Here is a 15,788-nt window from a genome sequence, read left to right as displayed (position 1 = left end):
CCTCCTAAAGTAAAGAATATCCTTTACTAGTTTGCTTATTATCAATAAAATATTAGTAACCGAGTGATATTTTTGGCAAGTGGGTCGGCACGATTTTAATAAAGGAGTGAACGTGTATGTTTTTATCTGATTATATTGATCATACCATCAAAAAACTTAAAGCGCATACGGCAAACGTATTGACGTTGACAAATTTAAGCTTAGGTGGCTTTGCCATTTTATTTGCGGTGAAAGGCCAGCTAAACGTATCTGTATTGTTTATTTTTTTAGCGGCACTTGCCGATCGTTTTGACGGAACAGTCGCTCGGAAAATGAACATTGAATCTGACTTAGGGAAGCAATTAGACTCAATGAGTGATATTATATCATTTGGAGTAGCGCCTGCACTATTACTTTATCAAGGATTATTGCACGAATTTGGTGCACCCGGCTCATTTTTTACGATTTTTTATATCGGTTGCGGCGCTTTTCGCCTAGCACGATTTAACGTTACGGAAAGCAACGGATATTTTACCGGTTTGCCGATCACAGCAGCAGGTTGTTTATTGACGCTTAGTTATTTAACGATTCACTATTTTCCACCTTACGTCTTTATTTTTATTATTTTTACGCTTTCGCTTTTAATGGTCGGCTCATTCCGATTAAAGAAAATGTAACCCTTGAAGTTTCCCACTTCAAGGGTTTTTTTCGTACAAATTTCCCTTTTCAAACATTCGGATAAGTTATATGATAAACTTGGATTTATTTTTCATTCTACAACAACTAGAGGTGATAACATGGACCGTACGTCCTTAATCGGGCTCATTCTTGGCATTATCGCTGTCGGTGTCGGAATGGTGTTTAAAGGGGTAAGCCCGGCCGTGCTCATTAACCCCGCTGCGATTTTAATCATTTTATTAGGGACAGCGGCCGCCGTCACAATCGCCTTTCCAACGAAAGAAATTGCAAAAGTCCCAAAGTTATTCGGGGTCCTTTTTAAAGAGTCAAAAACGCCAAAAATTGAAGAGCTCATTCCGCTGTTCGTTGAGTGGGCAAACATCGCTCGCCGCGAAGGGTTGTTAGCGTTAGAAGCAAAAGTAGCTGAAATCGATGACCCATTTTTACGTAACGGATTAAGTTTAGCGATTGACGGACAATCACAAGAATTTATTCGCGATGTCATGACTGAAGAAATTGAAGCGATGGAAGAACGCCATTTAGCGAATGCAACAATTTTTACGCAAGCAGGAACGTATGCTCCAACGCTTGGGGTACTTGGTGCCGTCGTCGGATTGATCGCTGCCCTTCAAGATATGTCCGATATCGAACGTCTTGGTCACGCAATTAGTGCAGCGTTCGTTGCGACGCTCATGGGAATTTTTACAGGATACGTGCTTTGGCATCCATTTGCGAACAAGCTAAAACGCAAATCGAAAGAAGAAATTAAAGTGCGGCAAGTGATGGTTGAAGGCGTGCTTTCGATCATTGAAGGACAAGCACCGCGGGCGATTGAACAAAAATTAGCTTCTTATTTACCGATGAGCGAACGTCAAAAACTTTTAGGACAAGGAGCTCAAAATAATGGCGAAAAAGCATAAAAAACATCATCATGAGGAACATGTCGATGAAAGCTGGTTAATTCCGTACGCCGACTTATTAACGTTGTTGCTTGCGCTATTTATCGTTTTATTCGCAAGTAGTCAAATTGACTCAAAAAAATTTATGGAAATTGCACGTGCGTTTAATAGCGTATTTACAGGTGGGACAGGGGCACTACAATATTTAAGTCCCGTTGAACGAGAAGAAATGGACTCGATTATTAAAGATTCGCCAAATCAAAAACCGTATGTCAAAATTTCAAAAGAAGAATACGAGGAATTAAAAAAGATTCAAAGTAAATTTAACGAATACGTCAAAACGAATCAACTAAGTGGAGAATTGTCTGTCGCGATGACAGAAGAAGGATTGCTTGTGACGATTGCAAACGATGTGTTGTTCGACTCAGGCAGCGCTGATATTAAACCGCAATATCGCGATGTCGCAAAAAAAATATCGAACTTGCTTGTCATGAATCCGCCGCGCAATATTGTCATTAGCGGACATACCGACAACGTGCCAATCAACAATGCGAAATTTGCTTCGAACTGGGAATTAAGTGTTATGCGCGCCGTCAACTTTATGAAACTATTGCTTGAAAATACAAGGTTAAACCCGCAGTTATTTAGCGCAAAAGGGTATGGAGAGTTTAAACCGATCGCCTCAAATGCGACACCTGAAGGACGCGCGAAAAACCGACGGGTCGAAATTTTAATTATGCCTCAAGAACCAGCCCAATAAAAGCGAGGGAGTCTCCCTCGCTTTTTTCATCCTGTCAATATATCGCCATTCGGATAACGAATGTTTGTCTTTTTCGGCTTCGCAATCGAATATACGAGCGTTAACGGGCCTAATTTCCCAAACAACATGACGCAAATAATGAGCACTTTTCCGATCGTTGATAAATGCATCGTCATATTCATCGACAGTCCAACTGTGCCAAATGCGGATACAACTTCAAATAAAAGCGCAAGAAGCGAAGCATCTTCCGTAAGTGTCAATATCATCGTCATAACAAAAATAAACAACATGCTCATGGACGCGATGGCCAATGCTCGTAAAATAATCGTATGGCGAATCGTTCGCATCCAAACGACCGTTTCTTCTTTTCCTTTTAAAAAACTTATCACCGCAAAAATAATGACCGCAAACGTCGTCAGCTTAATTCCTCCGCCTGTCGACGTGCTTCCTGCTCCGATAAACATAAGGAAAATCATAAGCATCGCCGTCGGTTGTTCAAGTGAACCGATATCAATCGTATTAAATCCCGCTGTTCTCGGCGTAATGCCTTGAAAATACGATGCCCATAGTTGTTCACGAAGCGAAAGAGAGCCAAGCGTTTTTGGGTTGTTATGTTCGAATAGAAAGAAGGAAATGATCGCTACAATGTTCACAACAAGCGTCATGACTAACATCAGCTTCGTATGAATAGATAACTTTCTCCAACGGCGTTGATACAATACGTCAAATACGACGGTAAAACCGAGCCCGCCGATGATAACTAATAACGTGACCGTCACATTGACGATCGGATCACCGACGAAACGCGATAAATTATCAGGCCATAACGCAAATCCAGCATTATTGAACGATGCAATGGTATGAAAAAGGCTGTAATATAACCCTTTCGCCCAGCCCATTTTCGGAACCCAATCGATTGCCAACAACGCCGCCCCGACGAGTTCCATAAATAAAGAAAACAACAGTAAATTGCGCGCCAAACGAATGACACCACCGAGCGATGGCTGATTTAACGCCTCTTGCATCAACATGCGTTGCTTCATCCCGATTTTTTTTCCGAGCACAATGACGACAAGCACTGCAAATGTCATAATACCGAGCCCACCAACTTGAATAAGCACCATTAAAACAACTTCTCCAAATACAGTAAATGTCGAACCGGGATCAATCGGTGCTAAGCCGGTTACGGTTGCTGCGGATGTCGATAAAAAGAACGCATCGAGCCAACTAATTTCCTTCTCTGTTGCAATCGGCAACTTCAACAACACTCCACCGACAACGACAAGAAAAAGAAACATGCTAGCTAACAATTGAGGTGGGGTGAGCTTTAACGGTTTCATCATTGCCCTTCTCACGCTTCATCCTTCTTTCGTATGTATGTTACATGTTCCGATTATACAAGATTTTCTGTTCACAAACAAAGGGGAAAAAAGAAAAATGATGTGTCCAAACACGAACAAGTTTTCTAATGCATATACATACATAAGCAACAAAAGACCACCTGCGAGGTGAACGATGATGGGTACCATTTTTTCTGCGCTTGCTTTGTTTATAAAGGAGCTCGTCTTTTTCGTATCTTATGTGAAAAACAACGCCTTTCCACAACCGCTTGATGCAAAAGAAGAAGCGATGTATTTAAAACAAATGGCAAAAGGGGATGAATACGCACGCAACAAGCTCATCGAACACAATTTGCGCCTCGTTGCGCACATTGTAAAGAAGTTCGAAAACACCGGAGAAGATCCGGAAGATTTAATTTCCATCGGCACAATCGGCTTAATTAAAGCGATCGAAAGCTATTCAACAGGAAAAGGGACGAAACTAGCGACATATGCTGCTCGTTGTATTGAGAATGAAATTTTAATGCACCTTCGTTCACTGAAAAAAACGAGGAAAGACGTTTCTTTGCACGATCCGATCGGGCAAGATCGCGACGGAAATGAAATTAGTCTACTCGATGTATTAAAGTCAGAAGATGAAGACATTATCGACATGATTGAAAAAAATAATGAGCTTGAAAATATCGCTCAACATTTACACGTCCTTGACGATCGTGAACGACAAGTCATCGTTAGCCGCTTCGGCTTAAACATGCAACCTGAACGCACCCAGCGCGAAATCGCTAAAGAACTTGGCATTTCCCGCAGCTACGTTTCACGCATCGAAAAACGGGCATTAATGAAGCTATATCACGAATGTTATAAGCACGATAAAGGAAAAAAAGGATCATAAAACAGGTGTCCCAACATCACGGGACACCTTTCATACGCTAAGTTTTCGTTTCTTGCGCATTCGTTTTTCGATGTAGTATGTGGGAACGATCATCACTGCCCAAATGGTAAAGTAGTAAAGCAAGACAAGCAGCGGGTTGTTTGTGCCGTGTTCTTTAAGGAATTTTTCATGGCGAAACGCTCCGTCCGGTGGGGTTGGCAGTGTGCCAACCGTCTTTCCAGCAAAGGATGGTGCGTTTTGTTCGGCAAATTTCGGTTTGAACTCTCCTTCGCTTGGCTTGACATATTGCGAACTCCAATACATCCCGCCAGCTAAAAGCGCAAATGTCAACACGCTAGAAATGAACGCTCCTTTCCGCCACGTTCCGTCCTTTGCTTTGAACACTTTTTTACTAACACCCATGATCCATTGCCAATGCAAGCCGAGATGAAGGCCGACTAAAGCAAGCGTTGTGTTGGCGAAAAGGTCGTGAATTTCCCGTACAAAATGGTTCCCCTCTAGTGCGACGTTCGAAAACAAAACACGCGAAATCAAAATCCCCGATACAATGACCGCTGCCATCGAAACAAGCAACAAGATGTTTAAGGCAAAGCTGATCCTCGTTTTCTTCGGAAGTTCGGAAGAAAATATTTTTTTCGTCGTGTTGATTACCCAACGATAGTTCAATCCGATATGAACAAGAATCGCCACTCCGATTACAGTTCCAGCAATTTCATGAAACGGCAATCCATTAAACACTCTCGGATTCATTAACAACACAAACGTAATCGCCATTGAGACGTCCAATATGATTTTTACGATGTTTTTCTTCAACACATATCCCCCTGATTCACCATATCATGTACTGTATACCGTAAGTGTACGAGTGAATGGTGAAAATTAGGTGAAAGGGGGATATTTCACCTACGTTTAGATAAAACATCACCTACCGTTTTAAAAAACGTTATGACCACTACTAGCTTTACATCCCACTACGTTCAGATAAAACAGTAAAAGGCTCACGCGGCTCGAAAAAGTCGAAAACAACTTTACATCCCACTACGTTCAGATAAAACTCATACAAATCTTTGTTTCGTACGCTGTTGTATCCGAACTTTACATCCCACTACGTTCAGATAAAACCCGCTGACACGCGAAATGATTGAAAAAATGAGTCCAGCTTTACATCCCACTACGTTCAGATAAAACTGAACCAAAAACCGCGTCAAATGCCCGACCAATGTCCCACTTTACATCCCACTACGTTCAGATAAAACGGAAATGAGAAATTTAAAATCATTATCGACAGATGTATCTTTACATCCCACTACGTTCAGATAAAACCTACTATTAGGGAACACGCAAGATGATGAAATGCTCGCTTTACATCCCACTACGTTCAGATAAAACTCTGCGTTCATTTTTCATCCAACCTTTGCACCCAAAACTTTACATCCCACTACGTTCAGATAAAACACAGTTAACGATTTAAAAATTTACGCAAAAGTAATACTTTACATCCCACTACGTTCAGATAAAACACTGAGTATTGGCATAAAAAGATCAATGACGCAGACGCCTTTACATCCCACTACGTTCAGATAAAACCGCGTTTTAGGCTCCGTTCTTTGCAATAGACCACGCTTTACATCCCACTACGTTCAGATAAAACAAGTCCTCTTTCTTTGTTCGCTTTATCCCACGCAAATTCACTTTACATCCCACTACGTTCAGATAAAACAAGTCCTCTTTCTTTGTTCGCTTTATCCCACGCAAATTCACTTTACATCCCACTACGTTCAGATAAAACCGAGATATTCCGTTCTTTTCAGCAATCATATATTCTTCCTTTACATCCCACTACGTTCAGATAAAACAGGGAAAAGTCAAAGAAGAAAATACTTTTTCCGTTCCAATCTTTACATCCCACTACGTTCAGATAAAACCTAAAATATAATCAGAATCAAAAGACTTCTTTTTTGACTTTACATCCCACTACGTTCAGATAAAACTTAAACCCCCACGACCAAAATTTCCGCCTAACTCGGCTTTACATCCCACTACGTTCAGATAAAACAGAGAGAAAAAATGATAAAATTTATGTACAAAAGTTCTTTACATCCCACTACGTTCAGATAAAACAGAGTTCACACTACCGATTACATCTGAAACAGTAAACTTTACATCCCACTACGTTCAGATAAAACTTTTCGTCACTTATCAACCTCTATTTGTTTCAGCAGCCTTTACATCCCACTACGTTCAGATAAAACACCTGCGCCAACCGCACTATCAACGTATTGACGAACAACTTTACATCCCACTACGTTCAGATAAAACAATCCAGGGACGATAGAACGATACACGAACATTCGCCTTTACATCCCACTACGTTCAGATAAAACGCGCTCGAAGCCTTATTGCCAGGCAAAAAGAAAACCGCTTTACATCCCACTACGTTCAGATAAAACGCCGAAGACAATCGACGTTTCCGCCCTAACAAAAGAGCCTTTACATCCCACTACGTTCAGATAAAACCCTTTATTTTTAGCAGATAATCCTGCAAGCAAACCAACCTTTACATCCCACTACGTTCAGATAAAACAATTATTAGCTGTCTCATAAGAAACTATCACGATTTTCTTTACATCCCACTACGTTCAGATAAAACCATCTTGTATTCCTGCCATGAATTCATCCCATTGTTGTCTTTACATCCCACTACGTTCAGATAAAACTAAAATCGGGGTTGTGATTACCGCCCATGTAGATAGCTTTACATCCCACTACGTTCAGATAAAACAATCGCAAGACAATGCGATCAATACGGTCATATGTCTTTACATCCCACTACGTTCAGATAAAACCGCCTTTATACTCGAATGAATATATTTCGAACAATTCTTTACATCCCACTACGTTCAGATAAAACTCGCATTCCTGCTCTTTTTCTGTCAACAGCTTATGCGCGCTTTACATCCCACTACGTTCAGATAAAACCCCTCAAATCTAAAAGCACAAAGTGCTGTCATATCAACGATTTTGGAGAATGGTTGATATGACAAGTTTCTACTTTTTGCAGTGAAGCGTCAGTCGTGTTTTTTCTTATCCTAAAACTACCGCATTTCTTGTTGATATATCAAGCATTTTTTCCGTTTTTTCAAATTAGAGGTTCACTGCAAATGTTAAAGAAAAAGTTCATCAAAGTTTTTCTCCTGTCCAAATACTTGCTTCTTGATGTTCTTCGGATTAGCCACTTCGTAAATATAAATGGAATCCTCATCTTCATCGATAATTTGATCGATTTCGTTTAAGCATTTCATTAACAAACTTTTAGTAATTTCCCCCTCGAACACAGAGTTCTGTGTCCATGTTAAGTACTCTCTTAACTTTTTACACACTTTATTTACGCGCTTTTCCCCAACATCGTACGTAATAATTACAAACATAACTACCACCATGCTTTCAATGGTTTATAAGGCTCATCGCCAATGAAATGTTTAATGAGTTTGTAACATTCCAGACGAATAAAATACCGATAACTTACTTTTCTCTTCAGTTTCCGATGTTGTACCGTTGTTGATAGCTTCTCATCCCACTCTTTAATAAAACGCTTTTTTCCTTCCTCACTTAGCAACACCATTCCATCGAGGAAATCGAAATGCTTCTGGGTGATGATGCGATTATTAATGCACGAAATAATCACAACGTCAACAAGTAGTGGCTTGAAAATCTCCGCTAAATCTAGACATAAAGAAAATCTCTTCGTTGATGGCTCATGCAAAAAGCTAATAGTCGGATCTAATTGTGTTTTATAAATTTCCGACAAAACCACCGTATAACAAAGCGAATTGCCAAACGAAATAAGGGCATTCAATGGATCTTGGGGTGGCTGTTTCGTTCGTTTTTCAAAGATAAAATCTTGCTTCAAAATTGCATTAAATGACTGATAATAATGTTGGCGAATGCGTCCCTCTAACCCCATTAGCTCTTGAATTGTCGTAGCACTATCCATCTTTTTCGCTTCTTCTTCGATGTCTTTTACATATTGCTCCGTTTTTTCTTTGTATCGTCGAATATTCCGTAGCATATGATGCACGGCACTTTGCAAAAACAACCTCGCCATATGTAGTCGTTTCTCGTGATCGAGATAATGGGCACTTTGTTGTACCACAGTAAATCCTGAAACTTTTTTATTTCGCGGACAAAACGTTCCTGCATAAAAACCATAGTAATTAAATACATGAAGATGAACATCATGCTGGCTCAATAGGTTCAATAACGACGAGTTTAAATCTACTTCTCCAAATACATATAAATTATCCGTTTGATGAACAGGAAGGCTCTTTTTATTTTCTTGTTCATCCAAAAAGTATAGCGTATTATCTTTTCTTTTCAATCTGCCGTTAGAAAAAATATAGTGATCTCGTAACATTTAATCATCACCTTCTAGCGCAAAACAAAATTCATAATATGCGCATTTTGTACAGTAAGGAAGTTTTTTTAACCGTGGTGGAAAAGGAGATTGTAAAATGACATAAATCTCCTTTATCGCCTTTTCAATCACACTCTCATCTTTTTCTGTCAGTTCTACCTCTTCTGTTTTCCGCTCCTTCGTATAGCTAATCAATCCCTTCTTCGTAATGCCCCGTTTCTTTAGCTCATATAAGTAATACAACATTTGAAATCGATCGGCTTCTGACATTTTGCTAGAGATCTTAATTTCGCGAACATACTCCTTATCTAAAGCATCTAACTTGAATGTATCATCAACCAAAATTTCCCTATCTTCCAAACGTGGATAAGCCCGCTCGTGTAAAATCTTTCCCTCAATGACACGTTCATGTTCATTTTCCATCGCAATTCCTTTTGAAAACAACCATAGTTTCCGCTTACACACTTTGTAATACTGCATTTGCACACCACTAACCATGAATATAAACTCCCTCTTAATGTTGATTGGATGAAGGTTTGTCCAATAAAATGCCTTTTCCTTTCAACTGTTCACGATTAAAGTCATATTGAACATAGGCAATATATATGTGGTCAAATGGCTTTGGCAACCGCTCCGACACATATTTTTCCGCTACATATCGCTGGACGCTAACTGTTTTCTTTTCAATTTCCATTCGTAATTTCAACCGCTTTCTCCATTCTCTTTCTTTTTTATATTGCTCGAATAGATGCTCAATTTGATCATACATTTGCCGCGTAATAACTTGGATGTTTTGAATATCACGCAGTTTTTGTTGCGCCTCACGTTTATCCATTCCGTATGGATCGAGATTGTCAAACATATATAAGGCATCTTCAAACTCTTTCAAAAATGATGTGCCCTTTAATTGTTTTCGATCATATAGCTGCTTTACCATTTCTACCTTGGCACGTTCGTCAACAATTTGGTAATCGTATTGCTCTAACAGCCGAATGCTCTCATTTACAAGATGTTCGTTATATACTCTTGGAATGCCAGAGATCTTTTCAGTAAAAATGTGAATATTGCAATGGTCATGGTCTAGTGCTCTTTTACGGTAACAACGTCCGAAACGTTGAAACAAGCTATCTAACGTTGACATTTCGGTAAACAAATAATCAAAATCAATGTCAATACTCGCCTCGACGAGTTGCGTCGTAATCCAAATTCCTCGTTCATTTTTTTCGTTAAATTGTTTAATGCGCTTTTCCAACAACTGACGATCTTCTTGTGTGAATTGCGAATGGAGTAAGTAGATAGGGACTTGTGTATCACAGTCTAAAAATTTATCATAAAGACTCATTGCCTTACGAACAGTATTGACAATGACAAGCACTTGTGACGTTTCGCCCAGTTCTAACATTTCTCCGATTGTTTCCTCAATCCCCTCCGCACGCATGCGAATACGGTGACGGTGTACGCTTGTATCGATGAACTCCCCAACTACAATCTGGTCGTTGTCAATCACATTTCGCTGTTTTAGCTCATCCAAATATAAAGTTGGAAGTGTGGCAGTCATAATCATAAATTTCCCACCTACACGATGGATCATTTCTAATGCTTTGATTAACATCGCTGCAATTCTCGGCTCATATGCTTGTATCTCGTCGATTACTATTTTTGCATTCGCCATCGCTGCTAGTTCCTTTTCAAAACCTTTATAATAAAACGGGAACTTTAAAATTTGATCAATGGTTGTAAGCAATAACTTCTTCGCATAATGTTCAGACTGCTGTTTTAATTCTTCCCAATTTTCCTCCTTGTCTACTAAATAATGCACGCTCGTGGAGTGTAACAACCCAACCGCGTCATAGCCCATTTTTTCTTTTATTCTGTCGTATATCGCATTAATGCTCACTCGAAGTGGCAATGTAAAAAATGCTTTATCATCTCGAATCCATAAAAGGGCTGCTTCCGTTTTACCCATTCCCGTTTGTGCGATCGCGATCACATGCTTATCATGATGTTGTTCAGCAAATTGTTGCAAATCGTTTTTATAAAATCCTTGTTTTTGCATATATTCATTTACATTTATGTAAATTGATTTTTCTACATCTCTTTCGACATCCATATGAGCAGATGCCGCATGGTCTAAACGATGTAGCAATCCTTTAATCATGACATATTTCCAAAACTCTTCTCCGTCATGATACGTATATCGCTTTAACAATCGATCAACGAATCGATATGAAAATTTTTCTGTCATAGGTAATCCCATATGTTCACTTAGTTGTGGTAACTGTTGCTTTATATCGTTTTCTAAAATATGACGAATCATTTCTTTTTCTGGAAATTGCTCACGCTCATGGTGATAACCGACTGCGTGAATAAGCAGTCGCTCTTCTTCTTTCGTGAAGTCTAGCTGTTTTAGCGGGATACATCCTACTGATAAATAATTGTGAGGCACATTTGTTTCTACATCTGTTTCTAACACGGATTCATGAATTACTTGACGAATTTTGTTTTGAAATACCGTATTTGCTTTGCCAACATCATGATATTGCACAGCTATTTCTAACAGCTTCCACATTCGCTCGTCCATTAACATGAATTTGTAACCGTAAGCATTTTTTAACAAGTTTAAATTATGAAGGAGACGATCCGTATGTTCACGAATCGTCTCTTTTCCCTCCGATTTTGCATAAAAAGTCATCATTGCCCCTCCTGCAGATGATAAAAAACTAGTTCCCCATCTTCATCAATCCATACTCCCTCTGGAGCCTCAATTCCTTTTTGAACATAACCAACATGAATTTTTTCCCACTGCCGAATTCCATTAACAATTTCATATTTCCAATTCAGCTGATAAGGAATACTTTTTGTTTCTGGATCAAGAAGATGTCTTGGAATATAAGCATCTCGCTGCAAAGTCTCCCCTTCTTCTTCAAGCTCTTGGACTTCTACGAGCTTATATTCATCAATCCGAACTAAATCTTCCCACCGCCCAAGGCTATAATGAGTGGTACTATGCTCGATAGCATGAATGATTTGTTCTAAGATGTGTTGCTCTGCTTCGACATGGATTAATAAATGGACGTTGTGCAACAAATGCGTGTACATTGGCATCGTTGTGATTTCGTTTTTATCGTAGGAAAATTCCATTCGTGCTAACCCATCTAGTACAAGCGGAAAGCTTGATAGTTCTTTCTTTTTGAAAAAATAATATCGCTGATAATCAAGCAACTTCGCTTCATACGTCCCTTGTACACTTAGACGCATCGGAATGAATTGGTTTGCATCAAGCAAAGCGTGAATCATTCCTTTTACGGTTGAATATGGCGGAAGCGGATACGTTTCCGCCACTTTGGAAGCAAACGGCTTTTTGTAGCACGCTGTTTCTTGAAATAACTTTAATCGTAATGCCTTCATATTTAAACACCGTAATACGCTTGAATTTGTTTTGAAACATATTGGAAAAACAGCTCGACAGGCATCACTTGCTCGTTGAATACATCGTACAACTCTCCTTCATTTGCAAAAACACCGCTCAATATACCGATGCGTGTATCCTTGCCGATCGCTTCTCCAGCAAATGTTTGTTCCATCGTTTCTTTAATTGGCTTCGTTTGAATGGCCCATCCGTTCCCTGTTACACTTAGTTGCATGCGCCCGAGGAAAAACGGATTGGCGACATTGTACATTCCACCGATGACAAAAAGAGGAGATAAATTTTCTTGTCGTCCGCGAATGTTACGGTTTAGCACTTTTAACACTTCAAGCAACTGAAGGACACGGTTCGCTTTTTCTTCGCTTGGAAGTTCAATCTCCCCATCTACACCGACATGGTTTAAATCGATGGTAATCGTATATGTGTAAAAACTATGATGTTGTTCAATATTGGCCAAGTTAGCATCTTGTCCAATGCGACTTGCGAGCCCCATGTTGTTTAAAAATTCCAAGTCACTTTTGTATGGCTCAAGCGAAATCGCATGGCTTAGACGAACAACAGCAGGACGTTTTTCTCCTCCTTCACCTTTTTTTGTTTTTAAATATCCAAATAAATCCATCTCTACTGAATCTCTAATTGAAATATCTTTTTTGAATTGAACGACGCTTTTTCCCCCATCGCTCGCCTTTGTAACAGTATCTAAATTCCACCCAAACAGTTCGTTCCCGAGCCGAACAATATCGTAACGGATACTTTGTCGCGATGCGTACGTATATACTTCGCCATCGCCGCGATGAAATTTTTTCAACTCTGAAATATTAGCAATACCTTCTCCATAGTTTAATGAGTTTGCTTGAAAAATCGCGGTCATCGTTAACGCTTTTTTCATGCTTGAACTTCCTCCTGTTCTTCTTTATATTGATTTGCTAGTAATCCAGCAATAAACGCATTCGCCACTGTCGCAAAATCTAAATCCCGTTCATGTAGCGCATTTAAGAAAATGGGAGAAATCGGGCGATCCGCCGACATGTAAATACGCAAAAGCGTATCCATAAAACTTTTTCGATTTCCGGCTTTTGCAGCGTTTAATAAACGGTAAGCAATGCTTGTTACTTTTTTCTCCGAACCGCTTGAACGGATGATCGCATCGCGAATTTCTCGCCCTTGCATAAACAATGCGCTTACTTTTTTATCTGTCGTGGCCATATCTCTCACTCCTTTTTTAAACTGCAAAATTCGATTCCGCTCCCGCACAGCAATGTACGGGCCGTTCGTACTTCTTTCATTTTTGATGCAATCGCGCAAATAGTGATAGATGACATGAATTGGATCCGCGCCGCGCAATACATATTGCACAAACTGCTCGCGATAGTCGTATGGTTTGATGGAATCAAGCCCGTCAGCATATTGTTTGAAATAATGGGCTAAGTACATAGGAAGGTGGTAATAATGCAAGTGTGTTTTTTTACTGTCGTAGTCCGAAAAGAATTCTAAGAAAAACAAATGATCGACTGTATATTCCGATTCTTTTTTTACACTTTGAACAAGCTGACTAACGATCTTGTTAAAAGGCTCTCTTTTTTTCTTTAACTCCCTAAAATGATTGTTTTTCTGTAAAACCTCCGCAAAAGTGGCGTCCGTCTGAACAAACCCTGCATACAATCGTCGTTCTGTTTGTTCATTTATTCCTTCGTTTTTGTAATAAATGGTCGATCCAATTGGTGCGAATAAAAGCACAAGTTTAGCTAATGAAGACAATGGTCGAGGTTGCTTACTATCAAAATGCCAACTAAAGTTAAACGCTTCATCTTTCGCAACCCCTATCGGAGAAAACACCATTTCTTCGAAGTTGCAAAAAGCAAGACGTTCATTGAAGAGCAGACACTTATTTATTTTTGTCTTGATGTATTCTTGTACTTCTTCTAACGTTTTTTTCTTCCATGCCCGTTTTAATTGTTTAAACGGTTGATAATCACTCTGTTTTTCTAACAAAGAACTTATCGCTTCCATAGAGTGACTATTATTAATGACAGATTCCAAGTATAAATCGTTCACTACAGGAAAAACATATCTATTGTAAAATTCTTCTACGTGACCTTCAAAATCTAAATTATTTTTTGACACATTTAAAAATGAAACTTGCCCAAAAAATAATGGTTTAAGTATAGCATATTTAAAATAATTAAAAGTTAATTTTTCATTGATTTTCGGTTCACTATACACTTGCTTTAAAGTACGTATATGCTCTTCCAGCTGATGTACTTGCTCATATTTCTTTATTTCTTTTATCTGTTTTAATGTATTTTCCAATGTTTCATGAGTGAAATATTTAAGTATTTTAGTTCCTGTATCTGATATAGATTTTTTTAAAGTATTTATATTACTTTTAAATTGTTTTTCATTTGTCACTTGCTCTATGTAAGCATCTAATCTTTCGCATTCCCTTCTAGCAACACTATACTCCTCCAACAAATACAAGAAATATGCCCGTGGCAATTGTGGAAGCACATCGGTATCCAATTCAATTCCCCATGGTTTAACTGTCACGCTATGTTTTTGTTCTTCGCTAATTATTTCGTGTTTTCGTCCGTATTCAAACACACGATATAGCCCGACAAGTCCCATATTAATCATCCATTCCCCCATGTGCAATTCAACCTTCATTCCTTCACCTCCTCCACTTCAAGCATGCCAAATCCTTGATTACGCCGTTTTGATAAACCGAGTTGATAAAGCAATTGTAAATCGGCAGGTTCTCCACTTACCTTAAATAAGCCATGATACGCAGTGAAGTATAAATGCTGTTGTTCCCCATACTTTTCAGTAAATTGATGATTAGATTCTTTTATGACCGTCTTTTTAAATCGAATCGGTCGCACCGTCAACGGTCTATATAATCCCTTCTCACGATATTCATATAAAATCGTATCGGCTAAGTAATTGATATGTTTTTCATAATTTGGATCATCTGGAGCAATGGGAATTTTCTTTTCATCTTCTATTAACAAAGGAGAAAGCGTTCGAAATATGACGGCAGATGATGTAATCTTTTTTTCCTCTCCCATTACTATTTTTCTTCGAATAAATTCGTATCCTTTGTATTCAAACCTTTTTTTACTTTGCAAACCATTATACAAATGAAGCAAAAATTCATAATCAGGTGAACTAACAATAACGCGTAATTCATCTAGCTCAATTTCATCACCTTTTAAACAGAAGTTTTTTAAAAAAGGTGAGAAAACGAAAGGTTTTGTTTTTTGATTCATGTACAACTTTTCGTAATATTCCTCGCTAGATGCCCGTATACTTTCTTTCATGATCGACACAATTGCCATTCGATAATGAAGTGGGAGTTTTTTCACTTGGAATGAACAAATAACTCTCATAAGACACCTCCTT

At 38.9% G+C, this 15,788-nt stretch carries 14 protein-coding genes and 1 CRISPR repeat array; of the genes, 4 read left to right on the top strand and 10 right to left on the bottom strand.

Annotated elements, in window-relative coordinates; all coding sequences use genetic code 11:
* Positions 1-116 precede the first annotated feature (116 nt).
* From pssA to motB, 3 genes are all read left to right on the top strand, one after another.
* The gene (gene pssA / locus JV16_RS03230) at positions 117-656 is read left to right on the top strand and encodes a CDP-diacylglycerol--serine O-phosphatidyltransferase (protein ID WP_021095142.1); all 540 of its coding nucleotides are present in this window, start codon (positions 117-119) and stop codon (positions 654-656) included.
* Between the two features lie 120 nt (positions 657-776).
* Entirely contained in the window at positions 777-1,577 is an 801-nt protein-coding gene (gene motA, locus JV16_RS03225; protein WP_021095143.1) for a flagellar motor stator protein MotA, read from the top strand.
* Positions 1,561-2,316, top strand: coding sequence for a flagellar motor protein MotB (gene motB, locus JV16_RS03220; protein ID WP_009374083.1), 756 nt, complete (start codon positions 1,561-1,563; stop codon positions 2,314-2,316). The genes motA and motB overlap by 17 nt, the downstream gene beginning before the upstream one ends.
* Before the next feature lie 26 nt (positions 2,317-2,342).
* Here the strand turns inward: motB and JV16_RS03215 are convergent, their stop codons facing one another.
* Complete coding sequence (locus JV16_RS03215) at positions 2,343-3,656, bottom strand: TrkH family potassium uptake protein (protein ID WP_042534227.1); 1,314 nt, start codon at positions 3,654-3,656, stop codon at positions 2,343-2,345.
* Positions 3,657-3,834: 178 nt separating this feature from the next.
* On the opposite strand from JV16_RS03215, the gene sigK reads away from it, so the two are divergent.
* Positions 3,835-4,548: an RNA polymerase sporulation sigma factor SigK gene (gene sigK, locus JV16_RS03210; RefSeq protein ID WP_042534225.1), complete on the top strand. Its 714-nt coding sequence runs from the start codon at positions 3,835-3,837 to the stop codon at positions 4,546-4,548.
* A 30-nt stretch (positions 4,549-4,578) separates the two neighbouring features.
* On the opposite strand, the gene JV16_RS03205 is transcribed toward sigK, so the two are convergent.
* The 9 genes from JV16_RS03205 to cas6 form a co-directional block, all read right to left on the bottom strand.
* Positions 4,579-5,364: a DUF4405 domain-containing protein gene (locus JV16_RS03205; RefSeq protein ID WP_042534223.1), complete on the bottom strand. Its 786-nt coding sequence runs from the start codon at positions 5,362-5,364 to the stop codon at positions 4,579-4,581.
* 143 nt (positions 5,365-5,507) lie between these two features.
* Positions 5,508-7,527: direct repeats of the CRISPR family, unit length 29 nt; unit sequence CTTTACATCCCACTACGTTCAGATAAAAC.
* Positions 7,528-7,712: 185 nt separating this feature from the next.
* On the bottom strand, positions 7,713-7,976 hold the full coding sequence (cas2, locus tag JV16_RS03200) for a CRISPR-associated endonuclease Cas2 (protein ID WP_012574449.1): 264 nt from the start codon (positions 7,974-7,976) through the stop codon (positions 7,713-7,715).
* A gap of 2 nt (positions 7,977-7,978) precedes the next feature.
* A complete protein-coding gene (gene cas1b, locus JV16_RS03195; RefSeq protein ID WP_042534220.1) occupies positions 7,979-8,962 on the bottom strand; it encodes a type I-B CRISPR-associated endonuclease Cas1b in 984 nt (327 codons plus the stop codon).
* Positions 8,963-9,460, bottom strand: coding sequence for a CRISPR-associated protein Cas4 (cas4, locus tag JV16_RS03190; RefSeq protein ID WP_042534218.1), 498 nt, complete (start codon positions 9,458-9,460; stop codon positions 8,963-8,965).
* Between the two features lie 16 nt (positions 9,461-9,476).
* Positions 9,477-11,654 carry a CRISPR-associated helicase/endonuclease Cas3 gene (locus tag JV16_RS03185; RefSeq protein WP_042534216.1) on the bottom strand — a complete coding sequence of 726 codons (2,178 nt, stop codon included), beginning with the start codon at positions 11,652-11,654 and terminating at the stop codon, positions 9,477-9,479.
* Entirely contained in the window at positions 11,654-12,370 is a 717-nt protein-coding gene (gene cas5b, locus JV16_RS03180) for a type I-B CRISPR-associated protein Cas5b (RefSeq protein ID WP_042534214.1), read from the bottom strand. The genes JV16_RS03185 and cas5b overlap by 1 nt, the downstream gene beginning before the upstream one ends.
* A 2-nt stretch (positions 12,371-12,372) precedes the next feature.
* On the bottom strand, positions 12,373-13,278 hold the full coding sequence (gene cas7i / locus JV16_RS03175; protein WP_042534212.1) for a type I-B CRISPR-associated protein Cas7/Cst2/DevR: 906 nt from the start codon (positions 13,276-13,278) through the stop codon (positions 12,373-12,375).
* On the bottom strand, positions 13,275-15,053 hold the full coding sequence (cas8a1, locus tag JV16_RS03170) for a type I-B CRISPR-associated protein Cas8b1/Cst1 (protein ID WP_042534210.1): 1,779 nt from the start codon (positions 15,051-15,053) through the stop codon (positions 13,275-13,277). Before cas8a1 ends, cas7i begins: the two co-directional genes overlap by 4 nt.
* Complete coding sequence (gene cas6 / locus JV16_RS03165) at positions 15,050-15,775, bottom strand: CRISPR-associated endoribonuclease Cas6 (RefSeq protein WP_042534208.1); 726 nt, start codon at positions 15,773-15,775, stop codon at positions 15,050-15,052. The genes cas8a1 and cas6 overlap by 4 nt, the downstream gene beginning before the upstream one ends.
* Positions 15,776-15,788: the final 13 nt, after the last annotated feature.

Source organism: Anoxybacillus ayderensis, from assembly GCF_000833605.1.
GTDB lineage: Bacteria > Bacillota > Bacilli > Bacillales > Anoxybacillaceae > Anoxybacillus > Anoxybacillus ayderensis.
This window is presented reverse-complemented; position numbering and strand designations above follow the sequence as displayed.

Excerpts from the sequence above, each read along its gene's own strand:
- pssA (WP_021095142.1), top strand. The coding sequence starts at position 117 with ATGTTTTTATCTGATTATATTGATCATACCATCAAAAAACTTAAAGCG.
- motA (WP_021095143.1), top strand. The coding sequence starts at position 777 with ATGGACCGTACGTCCTTAATCGGGCTCATTCTTGGCATTATCGCTGTC.
- motB (WP_009374083.1), top strand. The coding sequence starts at position 1,561 with ATGGCGAAAAAGCATAAAAAACATCATCATGAGGAACATGTCGATGAA.
- JV16_RS03215 (WP_042534227.1), bottom strand. The coding sequence starts at position 3,656 with ATGAAACCGTTAAAGCTCACCCCACCTCAATTGTTAGCTAGCATGTTT.
- sigK (WP_042534225.1), top strand. The coding sequence starts at position 3,835 with ATGGGTACCATTTTTTCTGCGCTTGCTTTGTTTATAAAGGAGCTCGTC.
- cas2 (WP_012574449.1), bottom strand. The coding sequence starts at position 7,976 with ATGTTTGTAATTATTACGTACGATGTTGGGGAAAAGCGCGTAAATAAA.
- cas1b (WP_042534220.1), bottom strand. The coding sequence starts at position 8,962 with ATGTTACGAGATCACTATATTTTTTCTAACGGCAGATTGAAAAGAAAA.
- cas4 (WP_042534218.1), bottom strand. The coding sequence starts at position 9,460 with ATGGTTAGTGGTGTGCAAATGCAGTATTACAAAGTGTGTAAGCGGAAA.
- JV16_RS03185 (WP_042534216.1), bottom strand. The coding sequence starts at position 11,654 with ATGACTTTTTATGCAAAATCGGAGGGAAAAGAGACGATTCGTGAACAT.
- cas5b (WP_042534214.1), bottom strand. The coding sequence starts at position 12,370 with ATGAAGGCATTACGATTAAAGTTATTTCAAGAAACAGCGTGCTACAAA.
- cas7i (WP_042534212.1), bottom strand. The coding sequence starts at position 13,278 with ATGAAAAAAGCGTTAACGATGACCGCGATTTTTCAAGCAAACTCATTA.
- cas8a1 (WP_042534210.1), bottom strand. The coding sequence starts at position 15,053 with ATGAAGGTTGAATTGCACATGGGGGAATGGATGATTAATATGGGACTT.
- cas6 (WP_042534208.1), bottom strand. The coding sequence starts at position 15,775 with ATGAGAGTTATTTGTTCATTCCAAGTGAAAAAACTCCCACTTCATTAT.